The sequence below is a fragment of the Pseudomonas sp. DC3200b2 genome (assembly GCF_049895785.1).
Lineage (GTDB): Bacteria > Pseudomonadota > Gammaproteobacteria > Pseudomonadales > Pseudomonadaceae > Aquipseudomonas > Aquipseudomonas massiliensis.
This window is the reverse complement of sequence record NZ_JAFCTA010000005.1, coordinates 237,932-255,432: the sequence shown is the minus strand read 5'-3', so window position 1 is coordinate 255,432 and position 17,501 is coordinate 237,932. Positions and strand designations below refer to the sequence as shown.

The 17,501-nt window shown below is 64.0% G+C and carries 16 protein-coding genes and 1 riboswitch; of the genes, 3 read left to right on the top strand and 13 right to left on the bottom strand.

What is annotated here, in order from left to right:
* Positions 1-12 precede the first annotated feature (12 nt).
* From ACP691_RS16375 to ACP691_RS16355, 5 genes are all read right to left on the bottom strand, one after another.
* The gene (locus ACP691_RS16375; RefSeq protein WP_426151446.1) at positions 13-621 is read right to left on the bottom strand and encodes a YqiA/YcfP family alpha/beta fold hydrolase; all 609 of its coding nucleotides are present in this window, start codon (positions 619-621) and stop codon (positions 13-15) included.
* A gap of 54 nt (positions 622-675) precedes the next feature.
* The gene (gene cpdA, locus ACP691_RS16370) at positions 676-1,488 is read right to left on the bottom strand and encodes a 3',5'-cyclic-AMP phosphodiesterase (RefSeq protein ID WP_426151448.1); all 813 of its coding nucleotides are present in this window, start codon (positions 1,486-1,488) and stop codon (positions 676-678) included.
* Between the two features lie 78 nt (positions 1,489-1,566).
* Positions 1,567-1,899, bottom strand: coding sequence for a hypothetical protein (locus tag ACP691_RS16365; RefSeq protein WP_426151450.1), 333 nt, complete (start codon positions 1,897-1,899; stop codon positions 1,567-1,569).
* A gap of 199 nt (positions 1,900-2,098) precedes the next feature.
* The gene (locus ACP691_RS16360; protein WP_426151452.1) at positions 2,099-2,551 is read right to left on the bottom strand and encodes a DUF1249 domain-containing protein; all 453 of its coding nucleotides are present in this window, start codon (positions 2,549-2,551) and stop codon (positions 2,099-2,101) included.
* Positions 2,542-3,159, bottom strand: coding sequence for an NUDIX domain-containing protein (locus ACP691_RS16355; RefSeq protein WP_426151454.1), 618 nt, complete (start codon positions 3,157-3,159; stop codon positions 2,542-2,544). Before ACP691_RS16355 ends, ACP691_RS16360 begins: the two co-directional genes overlap by 10 nt.
* Positions 3,160-3,292: 133 nt before the next feature.
* On the opposite strand from ACP691_RS16355, the gene ACP691_RS16350 reads away from it, so the two are divergent.
* On the top strand, positions 3,293-4,036 hold the full coding sequence (locus ACP691_RS16350; protein WP_426151456.1) for an RsiV family protein: 744 nt from the start codon (positions 3,293-3,295) through the stop codon (positions 4,034-4,036).
* Here the strand turns inward: ACP691_RS16350 and cytX are convergent.
* Together cytX and thiC are read right to left on the bottom strand one after the other, a co-directional pair.
* Positions 3,996-5,294, bottom strand: a complete 1,299-nt coding sequence (cytX, locus tag ACP691_RS16345; RefSeq protein WP_426151803.1) for a putative hydroxymethylpyrimidine transporter CytX — start codon at positions 5,292-5,294, stop codon at positions 3,996-3,998. The two genes, ACP691_RS16350 and cytX, sit on opposite strands and share 41 nt — an antisense overlap.
* A 47-nt stretch (positions 5,295-5,341) precedes the next feature.
* Positions 5,342-7,228, bottom strand: a complete 1,887-nt coding sequence (thiC, locus tag ACP691_RS16340) for a phosphomethylpyrimidine synthase ThiC (protein WP_426151458.1) — start codon at positions 7,226-7,228, stop codon at positions 5,342-5,344.
* Positions 7,229-7,358: 130 nt separating this feature from the next.
* Positions 7,359-7,465, bottom strand: a riboswitch (TPP riboswitch).
* A gap of 109 nt (positions 7,466-7,574) precedes the next feature.
* Between thiC and ACP691_RS16335 the strand changes: the two genes are divergently transcribed.
* On the top strand, positions 7,575-9,011 hold the full coding sequence (locus ACP691_RS16335; protein ID WP_426151460.1) for a TolC family outer membrane protein: 1,437 nt from the start codon (positions 7,575-7,577) through the stop codon (positions 9,009-9,011).
* A gap of 144 nt (positions 9,012-9,155) precedes the next feature.
* Here the strand turns inward: ACP691_RS16335 and waaA are convergent, their stop codons facing one another.
* Genes waaA through ACP691_RS16310 form a run of 5 tightly spaced genes read right to left on the bottom strand, consistent with a single transcriptional unit; the run spans position 9,156 to position 14,837 of the window.
* Positions 9,156-10,439, bottom strand: coding sequence for a lipid IV(A) 3-deoxy-D-manno-octulosonic acid transferase (gene waaA / locus ACP691_RS16330; RefSeq protein ID WP_426151462.1), 1,284 nt, complete (start codon positions 10,437-10,439; stop codon positions 9,156-9,158).
* A 48-nt stretch (positions 10,440-10,487) separates the two neighbouring features.
* A complete protein-coding gene (gene dhbA / locus ACP691_RS16325; protein ID WP_426151464.1) occupies positions 10,488-11,243 on the bottom strand; it encodes a 2,3-dihydro-2,3-dihydroxybenzoate dehydrogenase in 756 nt (251 codons plus the stop codon).
* Positions 11,244-11,290: 47 nt separating this feature from the next.
* On the bottom strand, positions 11,291-12,166 hold the full coding sequence (locus ACP691_RS16320; protein WP_426151466.1) for an isochorismatase family protein: 876 nt from the start codon (positions 12,164-12,166) through the stop codon (positions 11,291-11,293).
* Between the two features lie 14 nt (positions 12,167-12,180).
* A complete protein-coding gene (locus tag ACP691_RS16315; protein WP_426151468.1) occupies positions 12,181-13,815 on the bottom strand; it encodes a (2,3-dihydroxybenzoyl)adenylate synthase in 1,635 nt (544 codons plus the stop codon).
* Complete coding sequence (locus ACP691_RS16310) at positions 13,812-14,837, bottom strand: isochorismate synthase (RefSeq protein WP_426151470.1); 1,026 nt, start codon at positions 14,835-14,837, stop codon at positions 13,812-13,814. The genes ACP691_RS16315 and ACP691_RS16310 overlap by 4 nt, the downstream gene beginning before the upstream one ends.
* A gap of 388 nt (positions 14,838-15,225) precedes the next feature.
* Here ACP691_RS16310 and fepB point away from each other — a divergent pair, with 388 nt between their 5' ends.
* Positions 15,226-16,203, top strand: a complete 978-nt coding sequence (gene fepB, locus ACP691_RS16305) for a Fe2+-enterobactin ABC transporter substrate-binding protein (RefSeq protein WP_426151472.1) — start codon at positions 15,226-15,228, stop codon at positions 16,201-16,203.
* Positions 16,204-16,219: 16 nt separating this feature from the next.
* On the opposite strand, the gene entS is transcribed toward fepB, so the two are convergent.
* Positions 16,220-17,497: an enterobactin transporter EntS gene (gene entS / locus ACP691_RS16300; RefSeq protein ID WP_426151474.1), complete on the bottom strand. Its 1,278-nt coding sequence runs from the start codon at positions 17,495-17,497 to the stop codon at positions 16,220-16,222.
* Positions 17,498-17,501: the final 4 nt, after the last annotated feature.

The following is a 17,501-nucleotide window of genomic DNA, read 5'->3' as shown; positions in this document are numbered from 1 at the left end:
CGTAAATTAGGGTCACAAGGTGGCAAGGTCCAGGGCCGCGCAGCGCTCAGGCGGCACGCCGGCCAGGCGCAGCAGTTCAGGCAGGCGGTCGGCGAAGCCCTGGTAGCTATGGTCCCCGCCCTCTCGCACATCGAGGGCGCAGCCTTGGTAGAAGGCTTCGGCATGGCGGTAGTCCAGGGTTTCGTCCGCGGTTTGCAGCCAGACCTGGAACCGTTCGCCGGCCTGGGGCGGCGGCACCTCCAGCTCGGCCAGTGCCTGCACATGGTCCGCCGTCAGTTGCCATTCTTCTCCGGTGTACAGGTTCCGCTGCACGCCCAGGTAGCCATCGAACAGCCGATGCGGGTTCACCGCCGGGTTGATCAATACGGCCGTCAGGCCATGCCGCTGCGCCAAGTGGGTGGCATAGTAGCCCCCAAGGGAGCTACCGACCAGCAGGGGTTTACCCAGGGTTACAATCGCCTCTTCCAATTGGGCCAGCGCTTGGCGCGGGTGATGGTGCAACGCGGGCACGCTTACCCGCTCGGCCAGGCCAAGCTGGCGCGCCGCCTTGATCAGTTGCTGTGCCTTGCGCGAGGCGGGCGAGCTATTGAGCCCATGGATATACAAGAGCGAAGGGGCCACGGAGCCTCCTGGGGTACGGTCAAGACAGCCGAGTGTATCCCACCCCCGGCCGAATCAATAACCGCTGCCGCCGAAGTCCGCCGCGAACTCGAACCCAGGCACCCGCGATACGTCTGTATCCAGGCTACCGTCCGGGTGCAACCGCAGCCACCGATAGCCAGGCGCGACACGGTCCAGGGAAAAGTCTTCGCTCAGCGGCTCGAACTGTACGCAGGTTGACGGGGTGGCCAATAGGCGCACTCCGTTGCGCTCACGGTCCAGGCGCTGGTGGATGTGCCCCCAGAGCAATACCCGTACCTGAGGATAACGGTCGATGATCTCCAGGAAGGCGTCGGCATTGCGCAGGCCGATGGGCTCCATCCATTTGCAGTCGATGGAAATCGGGTGATGGTGCAGACACACCAGGGCATGACGATCCGGCGCTTCGTTCAGCGCCCGCTCCAGCAGTTCCAGCTGGCTATCGGCCAACCAGCCCGGCACCGAGCCGCTGACCGAGGAATCCAGCAGTACGACGCGCCAGTTGCCGATATCGATCACCGGCTGCATCACATCCGTATGGCCGAAATGCTCGGCCATCACCGCTGCCTCATCATGATTCCCAGCCAGCCAACGGTGGGGAGCCTCGATGGCAGCGGTCATGGCCTGGAAGCGCTGGTAGGACTCCAGCGTGCCATCCTGGGACAGATCTCCGGTGGCCAGCATCAGGTCTACATGCGGCTGCTCGGCCATCACCCGCTCCATCACCTGGGCCAGGCTTGCCGCGGTATTCATGCCCAGCAGCGTGCCCTCTTGTTCGGCGAACAGATGACTGTCGGTGATCTGCAGCAGCAAGACCGAGGATTCTCGCGAGATATGAGGGTTCGGCAAGGCCCGGCTCCTGGGGAAGACACGTCGAGCATTATGGTGCAGTTTCGGCGGTTGCGCCTAGATGGAGGATTGTCGAGCCTAACGATCCCTGGCTAATTCCTCGGCGTCGGTAAGGCGCTGGATATCCTTCCAGATTTCGCCTACATAGGGGTCGGACAGGGCATAGACCCCGTGCCCGAGACGCATGACCAGATTCTCGGCTACAAGCGCGTTCAGGATGGGCTGGATTTCGTCGACCCTCACGTCCCGGCCAATGGCCTTTGAATAATCGGCGGCCGCCTCCGCTGAGTAGAGTTTTTTCACGGGCTTATCGGATGACGCGATGCGCCCGAAGATCTCCATGGCTAGGCTGCCAAGTTTTTCCGGTACGGCGTAGTCCGGAAATAAAAAGCCCGGATCGAAGATTCTCATCGAGAACCCCAGGATGAAGCAGTTGATGAGCCATCTGCTCGGCCAGTTGGTATCGATGGAAAATCATGAGTTATCCGGAATCATGGCTGAGCAATAATTATTGGCTGTCCATAATTCTGAATAATAGCCACGCAGCTGTCCAGAAGCCGATGTTTGCCGGATATGAGGCTCATGCTAGGGTCAGCATGGCAGGAACCCGCTACCTCACATACTCATACTCATGCCCACACGCCAGGCAATGGCTCAGCCATTCCCCCAGGAACAGGTTCAGCTGCGCCTTTTCATCCGGCTGGTGCATGGCCGCGTTGGGATAGGGGTAGATGCCTTGGAAGCGGCGGGCATGCTGGGCGCCGATGACCTCGGCCATGCGCGCGTCGTGGTACACCTGCACCTCCATGCGCGGTACCGGCAGCCAGGGCAGGCTGTGCTTCTGGCTCACGCTCAGGGTGGTGGTATAAGGGCTGGCCTGGATCACCTCCAGGCTCAACACGCCAAGCGTCTGGTCGCCCTGGGTCATGCCGATCTGGCGAAAGCGCTGCTCGCCACGCATGCCCGGCAACAGCCGCATCAGGCGTGCGTAGTTGGCCTCGCAGGCCGCTTGCAACGCGGCCAGGTCGACCCGATAGCGCTCGCGCAACAGATTCACTTCCACAACCCCCTGACTTCATCGCGGTTCAGCGCCAGCCATTGAATGGCGATCAGCGCGGCCGCGTTAATGATTCGGCCATCGCGCACGGCCTGCAGGGCATCCTCGAACGCCCAGACCCGCACGCGAATGTCCTCCCCCTCTTCCTCCAGGCCATGCAGGCCACCGGCCCCTTCGCTGCTACAGCGCCCCAGGTAGAGATGAACGTATTCATCGCTGCCACCCGGCGAAGGGAAATACTTGGTGATCGGCCACAGGGCCTGGAACTTCAGCCCAGCTTCCTCTTCCGCTTCCCGATGCGCAACCGCTTCGGGGGTTTCATCCTTGTCGATCAACCCGGCGACCATCTCGACCAGCCAGGGGTTGGCGACCTTGCCCATGGCACCGACACGGAACTGCTCGATCAGCACCACTTCGTCACGTTGCGGGTCGTAGGGCAGCACGCACACCGCGTCGTGGCGCACGAACAGCTCACGGCTGATTTCCTTGCCCAGGCCACCGGCGAACAGTTCATGGCGCAGGAATAGCTTGTCGACCTTGTAGAAGCCCTTGAAGCAATTTTCCCGCTTGGTGATCTCGACCTTCGTTGGCACTGAATGGTTAGCGTCTGTCATACGAATCCTCTTTTTCCATCGTCAGGGCCGCATCATTGCAGCCCTTGTGCCTGATCTTGAGTGTTCGGCCCTATGGAGAACCGATCGCTGCGTTTATAGTCCAAGCACGATCCTATACCCGCGAAGGAATACCATGTCACCCTTGAAAATGTCGGCGCTGGCGCTTGCAGTCTTGAGTCTTGGTGCCTGCCAAAGCCTTTTTCAACCGGATTACGACAAACCGCTGAAAACCGAACGCGAGGCCTGGGAGCATATCAAGCCCGGCTGCGCCACCGCAGAATGCCCGCTGGTCAACCTCGATACCGTGCACTTTCCCGACGAACCGGCCCTCGATGCCCTGACCCAGCAGCGCCTGCTGCGCATGACGGACAACAATCCGGACGTACCCCAGGCGACCTCCCTGTCCGCTTATGAACAGCAATTCTTCAGCATGGCCGAATCGGGCAACTCCACCTACCTGCAAGCCAAGGTAAGAGAGCAGCATGACGGGCTGGTGATCGTGGAGCTTTCCAGTTACCTGGACACCGGCGGCGCCCACGGCATGCCGGGTCGTGGATTCATCACCTGGTCACGACAGCAGCACAGGGCGCTGGCCCTGGCCGACATGCTCGTGCCAGGCCAGGAAACAGCTTTCTGGATGGCGGCCCAGGAAGCCCACCGGGGCTGGATGATCGCCTCCAACCTGGACAAGGACCCGGAGTTCGTGAAGCAGTGGCCTTTCCAGCGCACGGAAAACATCGCCCTGGCGTCCGACGCGGTGGTGCTTAAATACAATGTTTATAGCATCGCGCCGTACGCCATGGGTCATATCGAGCTGAAGATTCCGTATGCCCGGCTTAACGGGGTGATTCGGCCAGAGCTGCGCCCGCGCCGTTGAGCACCCGCGAAAGCCCCAGGTGGAGCGTGCCGGCGGCAATCAACGACGGCAAGGTGGCGCCCAGGTCGGGGCAATAGCGCGCCAAGGCCTGGTACAGCGCAATCCCAGCCACCCAGGCCAGCAATGCGCCGCCGCGCCAGGCCGTTCCCTGACCAAGGGTTCGGCGCTGGCGCAGCAAATAGTGATCCACCAGTACCACGCCGAACAGCGGCGCGAATACCGAACCGATCAGCAACAGGAAGTTCTGGTACTGGGCCAGGGGCGCAAAGGCGGCGATCAGGGTACAAACGACGCCCACCGCAACGGCTAGGTGCTCCACCTTCAAGCGAACCAACAGCCCGCTGGACACAGCGGCCGAGTGGATATCGGCGAAGGCGTTTTCGGACTCATCCAGCAAGATCAGCAGCAAGGGGACGCCCATGCCCGCCCCCGCCAACGCGAGCAATAGCGCATTGGCTTCCCCGCTGGGCGCGAATGCCAAGGTATAGGCCACGCCCAGGCTCATCAGCCACAGGTTGCCCAACATGAAGCCCAGAGCCGTGCCGGTGAATACCGGGCGCGCGGCCCGACCAAAGCGGGAATAGTCGGCGATCAGGGGCAGCCAGGAGAGCGGCATGGCAATGGCAATATCGAAGCCGGCGGCGAACGCCAGGCTGCCATCCCCGGCACGCCCCCAGAGCGCGGCCAGGTCCGCCTCGCTGAGCAGGTTCCAGGTCAGCCAAGCGCAGGCACCGAGCAGCAGCCAGATCCCCCACTTGCGCAACACCCGCCGCACGAAGGTCAAGGGCCCGGTAGCGGCCAGGGCCGTGGCCAGCGCGCCGAAGGCCAGGGTCCAGGGCAGGGGGTTGGCCCAGGCGCCGCCCTCTCCCCAGCGGTTGGCGGCCAATAGACTGGCGGCATCGCGCATGACGATCAGTTCGAAAGCGCCCCAACCGATCAATTGGCACAGATTCAACACTGCCGGGAGCGCAGCGCCTCGGCGGCCCAGGCTGGTTTTCAGGGAAGCCATGGCCGAGAGCCCGGTGTCGCTGCCGATCACCGCGGTCGCGGCCAGCAGCAGCACCCCGATCAAGGTGCCGAGTGCAATGGCCAGGACGCCTTGGGCCAAGCCGAGCCCGGGCGCCAGCAGAGCGCCGGTTTGCAGCACCATCAGCCCCACGCCAAGGGAGAACCATAGGGTGAAAAGGTCCCGGGCGCCGAATACACGGTGGTCCGCGCTCACGGGAAGGTCAGGGGAATACTGGGTCAAGGGTCGAATCTCGAATGAAAAGAAAGACGCGCCCGGCCTGGCCAGGCGCGGGAGAGTCAAACTTTCTGGTACAGCTGGCTACCTTCGGCGCGGAAACGCTCGGCCTGAGCCTTCATTCCGGTTTCCGCCTCCAGGTCCACGCTGGGAATCTGGTTGGCGGCGTACTCGCGCACTTCCTGGGTGATCTTCATGGAGCAGAATTTCGGCCCACACATGGAGCAGAAATGCGCCACCTTCGCCGATTCCTTGGGCAGGGTTTCGTCGTGGTAGGCTCGGGCCGTGTCCGGGTCCAGGCCGAGGTTGAACTGGTCTTCCCAGCGAAACTCGAAGCGCGCCTTGGACAGCGCATTGTCTCGGATCTGCGCCCCTGGATGGCCCTTGGCAAGGTCCGCGGCGTGCGCCGCGATTTTGTAGGTGATGATTCCCGTCTTCACGTCATCCTTGTTGGGCAGGCCCAGGTGTTCCTTGGGCGTGACATAGCAGAGCATGGCGCAGCCGAACCAGCCGATCATGGCGGCGCCGATCCCGGAGGTGATGTGGTCATAGCCGGGGGCGATGTCGGTGGTAAGCGGGCCGAGGGTGTAGAACGGAGCTTCGTCGCAGCACTCGAGCTGCTTGTCCATGTTCTCCTTGATCAGTTGCATGGGCACATGGCCGGGCCCTTCGATCATGCACTGCACGTCATGCTTCCAGGCGATCTTGGTCAGCTCGCCCAGGGTTTCCAGTTCGCCGAACTGGGCCTGGTCGTTGGCATCGGCGATCGAGCCCGGGCGCAAGCCATCTCCGAGGGAGAAGCTCACGTCGTAGGCCTTCATGATTTCGCAGATGTCTTCGAAATGGGTGTACAGGAAGTTCTCCTGGTGATGAGCCAGGCACCACTTGGCCATGATGGAGCCGCCGCGGCTGACGATGCCGGTCACTCGCTTGGCCGTGAGCGGCACATAGCGCAGCAGCACACCGGCATGGATGGTGAAATAGTCCACCCCCTGCTCGGCCTGCTCGATCAGAGTGTCGCGGAACAGCTCCCAGGTGAGGTCTTCGGCGATACCGCCGACCTTTTCCAGGGCTTGGTAGATAGGCACCGTGCCGATGGGCACTGGCGAGTTGCGGATGATCCACTCACGGGTTTCATGGATATGCTTGCCGGTGGACAGGTCCATCACCGTGTCCGAGCCCCAGCGGATGCCCCAGGTCAGCTTGGCCACTTCCTCCTCGATGGAGGAACCCAGGGCGCTGTTGCCAATGTTGCCGTTGATCTTCACCAGGAAGTTACGCCCGATGATCATGGGCTCCAGCTCGGGGTGGTTGATGTTGGCAGGAATGATCGCCCGGCCCCGGGCAATTTCCTGACGCACGAATTCCGGAGTGATTTCCTTGGGAATGCTCGCGCCGAAGCTGTGCCCGCCATGCTGCTGGCTCAGCAGGCCCGCCGTCCGGGCTTCCTGCAACTTCATGTTCTCGCGAATGGCCACGTATTCCATCTCGGCGGTGATGATGCCTTGGCGGGCGTAATGCATCTGGGTCACATTGGCTCCGGCCTTGGCCCGACGCGGGTTGCGCACATGGGCGAAGCGCAGCCGGGCCAGGGCCGGGTCGGCCAGCCGTTGCTGACCGAAGCGGGAGCTCAGGCCGGGCAACCGCTCGGTATCGCCGCGAGCGTCGAGCCAACCTGCGCGCACGTCACCCAGGCCCTGGCGAACGTCGATCCGCACGTCCGGATCGGTGTAGGGGCCGGAAGTGTCATACACCAGCACCGGCGGGTTGATCTCCCCGCCGAAATCCGTCGGTGTCACATCCAGGCTGATCTCCCGCATGGGTACGCGGATGTCCGGGCGCGAGCCCTCTACATAGATTTTCCGCGACCGTGGGAAGGGTTGCACCGATTGCTGGTCGACCTGGGCCGATTCGCTGAGGTAGGTGGCGCTGTGTTGTTGTTCGCTCATACAGGTTCTCCAGCCAGGCAAGGGGGCGTCGGAGCGAACCTGTGGCCGGATTGGGCCCGTGGAGTTGTGCTGGAGCGGAGCGCGTGCATGAACACGACATCCCGGACCGAGCACAAGAGCACTCGCCGGGAGGGCGAGAAATCTTGTTCCCTACGCAGGCATCAACCTGATCAGGTTCAACGGGATCCGGACATATCCGATCTCAGCCCCTCGCGTGGGGCACCCCGACAAGAACGGAGCAGAGTCTAGCCACATAGCAGTGGTAACGCCAACTTCCCTGGATAATACTTGCCTACGGGCGGTCTGACCGACCACGCAGCGGCTGATTTCATGACAAGGACTGACTATGTTTCGCGCGATACCGCTGGCGGTAGGCATGATGGGTTTGCTCGGCGGCCTGGCACAGGCCGCCACCGCTCCGCTGGCCAGCCAGACCGACCTGATGAGCGTCTACCAGCAGGCCGTGGAGAACAACGCTGACCTGGCCGCTTCCCGCGCCGATTTCGCCGCCCGCCAGGAAGCCGTGCCCCAGGCGCGGGCCGGCCTGCTACCCAACCTGTCGGCTGGCGCCGACGTCAACGATACCCGTCAGGCCCTGGACAAGCCGGCCATGACCGCCAACCGCAGTGGCACCTCCTACCGGGCAACCTTGAGCCAACCGATTTTCAGGGCCGATCGCTGGTTCCAGCTCAAGGCCGCGCAGGCCAGCGATGAACAGGCTGGGCTGGAGCTCTCCGCCACGGAGCAGAACCTGATCCTGCAAACCGCGGAACGCTACTTCGCGGTATTGCGCGCCCAGGACAGCCTGGCCACGGCGCGGGCCGAGGAAAATGCTTTCCTGCGCCAGCTGGACCAGTCCAAGGAACGTTTCAACGTTGGCCTGACAGACAAGACCGACATGCTTCAGTCCCAGGCCAGCTACGATACCGCCCGGGCCAACCGCAGCACGGCCGAACGCCAGGTGGCCGATGCCTTCCAGGCCTTGGTCACCCTCACCAACCGCGATTACAACGCCCTGCAAGGCGTGGTGCATACCCTGCCGGTATTGCCGCCCCTGCCCAACGACGCGTGGGCCTGGGTAGACACGGCCACGCAGCAGAACCTGCAACTGCTGGCCAGTAACTTCGCCGTGGACGCGGCCGAGCAGACCCTGCGCCAGCGCAAGGCCGGCCATGCCCCTACCCTGGATGCGGTGGCCCAATACGAAAAGGGCGATAACGACAACTTCGAGCTGAGCAACCCTGCGGCCCGGGATGGGCTGGTGTACGGCAGCGATGTGGAACGTCGCACGGTGGGCCTGCGCCTGGAGATCCCCTTGTACAGCGGCGGCCTGACCAGCTCCCAGGTACGCGAGGCCTACCAGCGCTTCAGTCAGAGTGAATACCGCCGCGAGGGGCTGCGCCGCCAGGTAGTGGAAAACACCCGCAACCTGCACCGGGCGGTGAATACCGACGTGGAACTTGTGCAGGCGCGCAAGCAATCGATCATTTCCAACCAGAGCGCGGTAGAAGCCACCGAGATCGGCTATCAGGTGGGCACACGCAATGTGGTGGACGTGCTCGACGCGCAGCGCCAGCTGTATGCGTCCGTGAGGGACTACAACAACAGCCGATACGACTACATCCTCGACAACCTGCGCCTGAAACAGGCCGCGGGTACCCTCAGCCCGCAGGATCTGCAAGACCTAGGCCGCTACCTCAAGCCCGATTACAACCCCGACAAGGATTTCCTTCCACCGGACCTGCAAGCTCAGGCCCAGGCGTTGCTGAAGCCGAATCGATGAACGCTGGCAGGCTAGCCCTTCGCGAGCTCCGCCCGCTTCCTACAGGCAGACATCCTGATGTAGGAAGGGGGCGAAGCTCCCGAAGAAGCTGGCACCCGGTAGGCGACGAACAGGTTCGCGAGCTGCGCCCGGCTACAGGCTGCGCTACCGCTGGCCCGGCATAAGATGGGCCACAGCCTCCAGCAACCGCTCCAACGCGCCCTGGTTGGCGCGCATCACGGTCAGGCCCGCCTCGCCCTGGCGCCGGGCGGCCTGGGGCAGCTCCACCAGGTGGCGCACCGCATCGGCCAGGCCGCTCGCATCATCGACCACCTGCAAGGCCTCAGCCTGGGCCAGCCGTTCGGCAATATCCTGGAAGTTGAACAGATGGGGGCCGCTCAGTACTGGCTTGCTCAACGCCGCCGGCTCCAGCAGGTTGTGACCGCCGTTGGGTACCAGGCTGCCACCGACGAAGGCGATGTCGGCCAGCGCGTACAGGAAAAGCAGCTCCCCCATGGTGTCGCCGAGCATCACCTGGGTATCAGCGCCAACGGCCTCGCCGGTGGAACGTCGCGACAGCGTCATGCCGGCCCCCGTGATAAGCGTAGCCACCTGGCCAAAGCGTTCCGGATGGCGAGGCACCAGAATGAGCAGGGCATCAGCATGATGCCGCAGCAGCTCGCGGTGGGCGGCCAGGATGATTTCATCCTCGCCCTGATGGGTGCTTGCGGCTATCCATGCCGGCCGCTGGCTCGCGCCCCAGAATTGCCGCAGCGCCGCCGCCCGCTCGGGCAAGGCCGGGTCGGGGTGCAGGTCGTATTTGATCGAGCCGGTCACTCTCACACGCTCGGGCCGGGCACCGAGTTCGCGGAAACGCTGGGCTTCGGTTTCAGTCTGTACCGCCAGCAGGCTCATGCGCGCCAGCATGGGCGCGGTAAGGCCGGCAAAGCGAGCGTAGCCCCGGGCCGATCGGGCCGAGAGGCGGCCGTTGGCCAAGGCAACTGGCACCTTGCGGCGGGCGCACTGATCCACCAGGTTGGGCCATAGCTCGGTTTCCATGACAATGGCCAGGCACGGGCGCACATGGTCGAGAAAACGCCCCATGGCCCAAGGCAGGTCATAGGGGAGGTAGCAGTGTTGGACCCGCGGCTCATGGCCGAACAAAGCCTTGATTCGCTCCGAACCCGTGGGGGTCATGCAGGTCAGGGTGACCGGCAGCTGTGGATAACGCGCCAGCAAGGCCTTGACCAAGGGCGCCGCGGCAATGCTTTCACCTACCGAAACGGCATGCACCCAAAGCCCGCCCTGGGCCATGGGTGGCAAGCCGCGAGCGAAGCGCTCGCCGAGGCGCTCGGCATAGGCCGGCGCCCGGCGCGCGCGCCACCACAGGCGCAGGGCAATCAACGGCAGGGCCAGGTGAAACAGGGCGGTATAGAGGGGTCTGTTCATGGCGGCGCAGTGTACCCCAAGGGCTGCGCCCTGACACCGCTCCTCAGCCTAGGCCGCCAGGGTCGCGCCACCGTCGACCACGATATCCTGCATCGTGATATGGCTGGCCAGGTCCGATGCCAGGAACAGCACGGTGTTGGCGATTTCGTCCGGGCGAGCGATCTTGCCCAGGGGAATGCTCAGCTTGTACTGCTCGGGCAGGCCGTCCACCAGGCGTTGCAGTCCCGCCTCGTCGCCGACCATGTCGCGCAGCATGGGCGTGTCGGTCGACCCCGGCGACACAAGGTTGCAACGCACGCCATGTGCCGCCAGCTCCAGCCCGACGCAGTTGTTCAGCGCGACCAGGGCGGCCTTGGAGGCGCAGTAACCGGCCATGTTCAGCCGGGGCACATGAGCCGCGTTGGAGGCGATGCTGACGATCGCGCCGCTGCGCTGGGCCTTGAATACGGGCACCAATTGGCGGAATAGCAAGAACGGCCCGGTTACGTTCACCGCCATGCAGGCGTTCCAGTCTTCCAGGCTCAAGCTGTCGCTGTTGCCCAGGCGCAGGATGCCGGCACCGTTGACCAGCACGTCCACGCGACGGCGCTCGTTGAGCAGTTGCTGACACACCTGCTCCACTTGCTGGGAGCTGGTCACATCCAGCGTGACCGTGCGGAACGGGTAATCGGATTCGGCGAAAGCCTTGTCCAGCCCCACAACCTCCGCTCCGGCGGCCTGGAAGCGCATGGCCGTATGCAAGCCGATGCCTTGGCCCGCGCCAGTGACCCAGACGCGCTTGCCGGTGAAGTCCAACGTATTCATGAAAAGGCTCCGAGAGCCGACCGTCGGTCGGCCCATGAAAGTGGAAATCAGGCCGCGGACGGCGCCTTGCTGCTAATGATCTTCAGCCAGCCGTCCAGGGTAGGTTGCGTGGCCAGCTCGGCGAAGCTGACCTCAAGCCCAAGGCGCTGCCAGGCGGACACCAGGGTCATCACCTGCACGGAGTCCAGCCCATAGTCCATCAGGTTGTCCGAGCCTTCGGGCAGGTCGTCGTCCTGATCCAGGTAAGGCGCCAGCTCGGCCAACAACCAGGCCTGGTCGAAGCGTGGCGCGGCCTTGCCAGTCAGCGCCTCGTAGCCAATCACGCTACCGCAGCGGGTAGCCACGTAGCGCAGGGCCATGCGGTGTTCTTCTTCGGAGAAGTCACCCACTGCATCGCCAATGAAGAATGGCTGGATGTCGCGCATGAAGGCATCGGTAGCGGTGACCATGCAGCCGATGTGGGCGTAAACGCCGCAGATCAGCAACTGATCACGGCGCCACTCTTTCATCAGGTCCTGCAAGGGGGAGCGCAGGAAGGCGCTGTAGCGCCATTTGGTCAATACGGTGTCATGGCTGGCCGGCGCCAGCGGAGCCACCACTGCCTGCAGGGCAGGGTCGGCCGTGGTCAGGCCCGGCCCCCACATATCGTTGAGCAGAGCGCGGTCTTCCGGGCTCTGTTCGGTGGGCTGGGCGGTGTAGACCACCGGAATGCCCTGGGCGTCGCACCACTGGCGCACCTTGGCGATGCGCGCCACCAACGCTTCCACCAGCGGGCTATCGTCACCCCAGAAGGCGGTGAAATACGCCTGCATGTCGTGAATGAGCAACACCGCCCGCGACGGGTCCAGCGTCCAGCTCACCTTGTTGGCCGGGAAGCTGTCCGGGGTGGGCAGTGCATAGGATGCAAGTCTTGGAATAGCCATGTCTGAAAGCCTTATCACTGTTCGCTTGAAGACGCCTGCAGGGCATTGCGCAGGCGCTGCTTGTCGATCTTGCCGACGGCGGTGAGAGGTAGCTGCTCCAGGAACTGGAAGCGATCCGGCAGCTTGAATTCGGCCACGCCCTGGGCACGCAGGTATTTGCGTAGGGCCGCGGGCTTGAGGGCGCTGTCACTGGCCACCACACAAGCGCAGCTCTTCTCGCCCATGAGCTCATCCGGCATGGCGACCACTGCCGCATGGGTAATGCCGGGATGCTGCAACAGCAGGTTTTCCACCTCGGCCGCGGCGATCTTTTCTCCGCCCCGGTTGATCTGGTCTTTCACCCGGCCAACCACGCGCAGATAGCCCTTGGCATCCTGTTCGACCAGGTCTCCGGAGTAATAAAAGCCTTCGGCGTCGAATACCTGGGCATTGTGCTCCGGGCTCTGGTAATAGCCCCTGAAGGTATAGGGGCCTCGTGTCGCCAGCATGCCGGGCTGCCCCTGGGGCACAGGCTGGCCGTCTACATCCATTACACGGATCTCATCGTCCGGGCTCATCGGGCAGCCCTGGGTGGTGAAGATGCGCTCGGGCTCGTCGTCCAGGCGGGTGTAGTTCACCAGGCCCTCGGCCATGCCGAACACCTGTTGCAACTGGCAGCCCAACTCAGCGGGAACCCGACGGGCCAGGGCTTCGGCGAAGTTGGCACCGCCTACCTGGATTGTCTTGAGCGAAGCCAGGCGTGGCAGGTGCCCAGGCGCTTCCTTCAGCCACAGGGCAACCGCGGGAGGCACCAGGGGTACCCAATCGACCTGGTGCCGCTCGATCAGCGCAAAGCAGTTCAAGGGTTCAGGATCGCGGGCCATGACCACGGTACCACCGGCCACGAACACGCCCAGCACCCCAGGCGAACTCATGGTGTAGTTATGCCCCGCCGGCAGCGCGCAGAGGAAGCGGGTTTCCGGGCTCAGCTGGCAGATCTCCACGCTACGGCGCACGCTGTAGTAGTAATCATTGTGCGTGCGGGGAATCAGCTTGGGCGTACCTGTGCTGCCACCTGACAGCTGGAAGAAGGCGACCTGGTCTGCCGGGGTAGGTGTCGGTGCATAGCCCTCAGCGGGCGCGGCAAGGCAATCGGCCAGGCTTAGACAGCCGGTAGGCAATGGCGCGCCCTCGCTGGCCTCGAGCACAACGGCATGCAGGCTCGGCGACACATCCCGGAGCTCGTTGAGGAAATCGCCGTTGGCGAACAGCGGGTGCTGGGTCGAGCCAATGACCAGACGCGGCTGGATTTGCCTGGCATAGGCAAGCAATTCCAGACGCTGGTGGCTGAACAAGGCGTTGACCGGGGCGACACCCAGCTTGAGCAACGCCAGGTAGGTGATGAAGAACTCGGCCTGGTTCGGCAGTTGCACCAGGGCGGTGTCATGGGTACGCAGCCCCTGCTGATGAAGGGCCGCGGCCAGACTGGCCGACAGGCTATCGAGCTGGGCGTAGCTGAAGCTGCGCTCCCCGCACAGGATGGCCGGTGCCTCGGGCCGCTGACGCATCTGCTCTTGCAGGATGTGGGTCATGGGCAGGTCGAGCCAGTAACCCTTGGCCCGATAACGCGCGGCCAGCTCGGCCGGCCAGGGTGTGAAAGCGATGCTCATGCCTGGCCCTCCGCCAGGCCGCAGGCCGCCAGCATGGTACCCAGCTTGGCCTGGGTTTCGGCCCATTCCGCCGCCGGGTCGGACGCCTCGACGATACCCGCCCCCGCGAACAGACGCAGCCGATCCCCAACCACGGTGCCGCAGCGGATGGTCACTACCCATTCACCATTGCCGGCCGCATCGCACCAGCCCACCATGCCGGTGAACAGCCCGCGCTCGAAGGGCTCGACCAGGTTGATCAGCTTGCGCGCCAGATCCGTGGGCGCCCCGCAGACCGCGGGGGTGGGATGCAGCTTGCAGGCCAATTGCAAGGAGGAATGCCGAGGGTCGCGCAGCTCGCCTTCCAGCGCGGTGGACAGGTGCCACATGGCAGCGGTGCTCAGCAGCGAAGGCTGCTCCGGGATGTGCAACTGTGTGCAATGGGGGGTCAGGACACGGCGAATATCCTCGACCACCAGACGGTGCTCGTAGTGGTCCTTCTCCGAGTTCAGCAAGGCGTCGGCCACGCTCCGGTCTTCCTGGGCATCGACGCGGCGTTTCGCCGAACCGGCCAAGGGATTGCTGTACAGGCGGTTGCCGCGCTTGCGCACCAGCAGCTCCGGGCTTACCCCGATCAACTCGCCTTCTCCAGGCAAGGGAATGCGGAAGTGATAACCCTGGGCATTCTGTTGCGCCAGGCGCGCCAGGATATTTTCCACCTGCACGGGCCCGTCCAGCTGAAGCTCAAGCATGCGTGAGAGCACTGCCTTGCGAATGGTGCTGCTACGGAAGTTGGCGATCGCCTGGCTGACAGCCGCCTTGAAACCCGCTTCGTCCGGCACGCTGCGCTGGCTCAGTACGGTGGGCGCCGAGCCCGCCGCGCCTGGCTGCGGGCGAGCAGGTTCGCCCTCAACCCAACGGTATCTGGCAGGCACGTATAGACAGGAAGGCTCGGTGGTGTCGAAGGGGATGGCCCCCATCAGCACGGGCTGCTCGATGCCGGCGGCTCGCGCCCTTTCGAAAGCCTGCTCTACCGCGACCATCAGGGCTTGACCCCCGGATGTGGCCGCCGGCGTTGTGATGGAGCTGAAAACCCCCTCCCCGCGAAGGCACCGGGTACCTGAGCGGAAAAGAAATTCGGCGGTATCGGCTGTAGGGACGGCCATCCCGGACCCGCTGTCCAGCGCAAGGCTAGTCACAGAAGCTGCGGTCATATTTTTTCACCAAAAGCGTAACGAGAATTGTTATCAAACTATTTCAGGGTAGGTAGCCAGCTATCCTATGTCAATGCTGGCATCCCCCTGCCAGCGTTTTTATCAATAGGTAACCGTCTGAATACGAAGGCTTAAAAGCCTGAAAAAACGGCCGGGTTGCGAACTCACTGAAGGCCGCCGAAAATGCGAGTCTTTCTCGTCTCCCTGGGAGTCACTGATGTCGTCTCGCCCCCTGCTCGGCTTTCACCGCCTCGCCCAATGCCTGGCACTAGCATTCACCCTGGGCCTTGCCCTGGTGGCCCAGGCCGATGAAGGCTGGCCACGTACCCTGCCTAGCCGCATGGGCGAAGTGACCTTGGACAAGCCGCCGCAGCGCATCGTCTCCACCAGCGTTACCCTTACCGGTTCGCTGCTGGCCTTGGACGCCCCAGTCATCGCCAGCGGCGCCACGGCACCGAACAACCGCTTCGCCGATGGGCAAGGGTTCTTCCGGCAATGGGGCGAGGTGGCCGCGCAGCGTCAGGTAAAACGGCTATACATTGGAGAGGCCAACGCCGAAGCCGTGGCGGCCGAGGCGCCAGACCTGATCATTGTCAGCGCTTCGGGCGCCGACTCCGCCGCCGCCCTGTACAGCCAGTTCTCGTCGATTGCCCCTACGCTGGTGGTGGACTACGACGACCAGAGCTGGCAAGACGTGATGCGCCTGCTGGGCCGCGCTTCGGGCCATGAGGCTCAAGCCGAGGCGCGCATCGATGCATTTTCCCAGCGGGTCACTGCGCTCAAGGGGCGGTTGCAACTGCCTCCGCAACCTGTAACCGCATTCGTGTACAACGCCTCCGCTCGCCAGGCCAATCTGTGGACTGGCGAGTCCGCCCAGGGCCGCTTGCTGACTTCCCTGGGTTTCGAACTCGCAACGCCGCCGTCGGACCTTCCCATCTTCGTCAGCCAGGGCAAACGCAAGGACATCGTGCAGGTGGGCGGCGAGCACCTGGCGGCGGGGCTGAACGGGCAGAGCTGGCTGATGTTCGCCGCCGAAGCCAGCGACGCGGACGCGCTCAAGGGCAATACTTTGCTGGCCCACCTGCCAGCGGTGAAGTCACAGCACTTGTACGCCCTCGGTAACGATACCTTCCGGCTGGACTACTACAGCGCGGGGCATTTGCTGGATCGCCTCGAAGCGGCCTTTGTCCACTGAGCGACTCCCGACCGTCTCAAGAGGCCGTCGCCGGCCCAAGCCGCCGCAGCCCGGTCAGGCCCAACGCGATCATCAACCCAGCCAGGACGGCGGCCATGCCGAAGCCGGTAGCCGCGGCGGTGGGGCTGACCCAGGCGCCAAGCCCACCGAGCAAGGCCGCGCCCACGGCGTCGCCGCAGATGTTCTGGGCGGTCCATAGGCCATTGACTCGCCCCAGCAAGGCATCCGGTGTCTGCGCCTGGATGATCGCGTATTGCAACAGAGCGTTGATCGCGCTGAGGTAGCCGAACGCGGCCAGGCAGAACCAGGCCAGGCTGAACCCGGGCGCCAGGCCGAACAGCAGGATGCAGGCAAAGGCGCCCATGGCCGTGAACAGCATCAGTTGCCCCGGCTTGGCGTGCGCGCCCACCCGCCCGCTTGTGAGGGTGCCAAGCGCCGCGCCGAAAGGGGTCGCGGCGAAGAGCAGGCCAAGCTGGCCCCCTTGCAGATGCCAATCAGAAGCCAGCGCCGGATACAACACACGCACGGCGCTGGCCATGGTCACCAAGGCCCCGACCAGGGCCACCGCGCCCACCACCTTGTTGGTGAGCAGGAACTTCAAGCCTGTGGCCAGAGCGCGCAAGGGATGTTCCCGTTGCGCCTGGGGCGCCGGCAAGGCGGGTAGCCGCAGCAGCAAGAGCACGGTCAGCAGCGTTCCGAAAGCGGTCGCCAGGTAATTCCAGAGTACGCCGCCCTGAGCGATCAACAGGCCACCAAGCAAGGGCGAGGCTACAGTGCCCAGGCGCACGGTGAGCTGGCTGATCGCCCCGGCGCGCACCATGTTTTCCCGCCCGACCAATGCCGGCGTGGCCGCCAGCAGGGCGGTCACGCCAATGGCGCCGAAGAAGCCGTCCCAGCAACCCAGAACATAAATGGCCAGCAGCGAAGGCTCGGGCAACGCGGCGTTGAGCGCAAGGCTCAGGAAACCGAGCCCGCAGGTCGAGCGTGCCAGCAAAATCAGCCGCCGCCGCTCGTAGCGGTCAGCCAGCACGCCACCGAACACCAGCCCGACGAACATCCCTATGCCGGTAAGGGTCACGCACAGGCCTACCTGAGCGGGCGAGCCGGTCATGGCCTGCACCTGTACCGCCACGGCCATGGCCAGCAGGCCCAGGGAAAGGATGGAAATCAGCCGGGCAATGAATACGGCGCGAAAGGCGGGATGGGTTCTGAGCAGGCTCAGGTCGATCAACAATGAAGGTTTACTCATGCTCACCACGGCGGGAAAGGTTTCTACATCGGAGTCGCCGGGCATGGTA

Coding starts and splice junctions, on each gene's coding strand:
- ACP691_RS16365 (WP_426151450.1), bottom strand. CDS start 1,899: ATGAGAATCTTCGATCCGGGCTTTTTATTTCCGGACTACGCCGTACCG.
- ACP691_RS16355 (WP_426151454.1), bottom strand. CDS start 3,159: ATGACAGACGCTAACCATTCAGTGCCAACGAAGGTCGAGATCACCAAG.
- ACP691_RS16350 (WP_426151456.1), top strand. CDS start 3,293: ATGTCACCCTTGAAAATGTCGGCGCTGGCGCTTGCAGTCTTGAGTCTT.
- thiC (WP_426151458.1), bottom strand. CDS start 7,228: ATGAGCGAACAACAACACAGCGCCACCTACCTCAGCGAATCGGCCCAG.
- ACP691_RS16335 (WP_426151460.1), top strand. CDS start 7,575: ATGTTTCGCGCGATACCGCTGGCGGTAGGCATGATGGGTTTGCTCGGC.
- waaA (WP_426151462.1), bottom strand. CDS start 10,439: ATGAACAGACCCCTCTATACCGCCCTGTTTCACCTGGCCCTGCCGTTG.
- dhbA (WP_426151464.1), bottom strand. CDS start 11,243: ATGAATACGTTGGACTTCACCGGCAAGCGCGTCTGGGTCACTGGCGCG.
- ACP691_RS16320 (WP_426151466.1), bottom strand. CDS start 12,166: ATGGCTATTCCAAGACTTGCATCCTATGCACTGCCCACCCCGGACAGC.
- ACP691_RS16315 (WP_426151468.1), bottom strand. CDS start 13,815: ATGAGCATCGCTTTCACACCCTGGCCGGCCGAGCTGGCCGCGCGTTAT.
- ACP691_RS16310 (WP_426151470.1), bottom strand. CDS start 14,837: ATGGTCGCGGTAGAGCAGGCTTTCGAAAGGGCGCGAGCCGCCGGCATC.
- fepB (WP_426151472.1), top strand. CDS start 15,226: ATGTCGTCTCGCCCCCTGCTCGGCTTTCACCGCCTCGCCCAATGCCTG.
- entS (WP_426151474.1), bottom strand. CDS start 17,497: ATGCCCGGCGACTCCGATGTAGAAACCTTTCCCGCCGTGGTGAGCATG.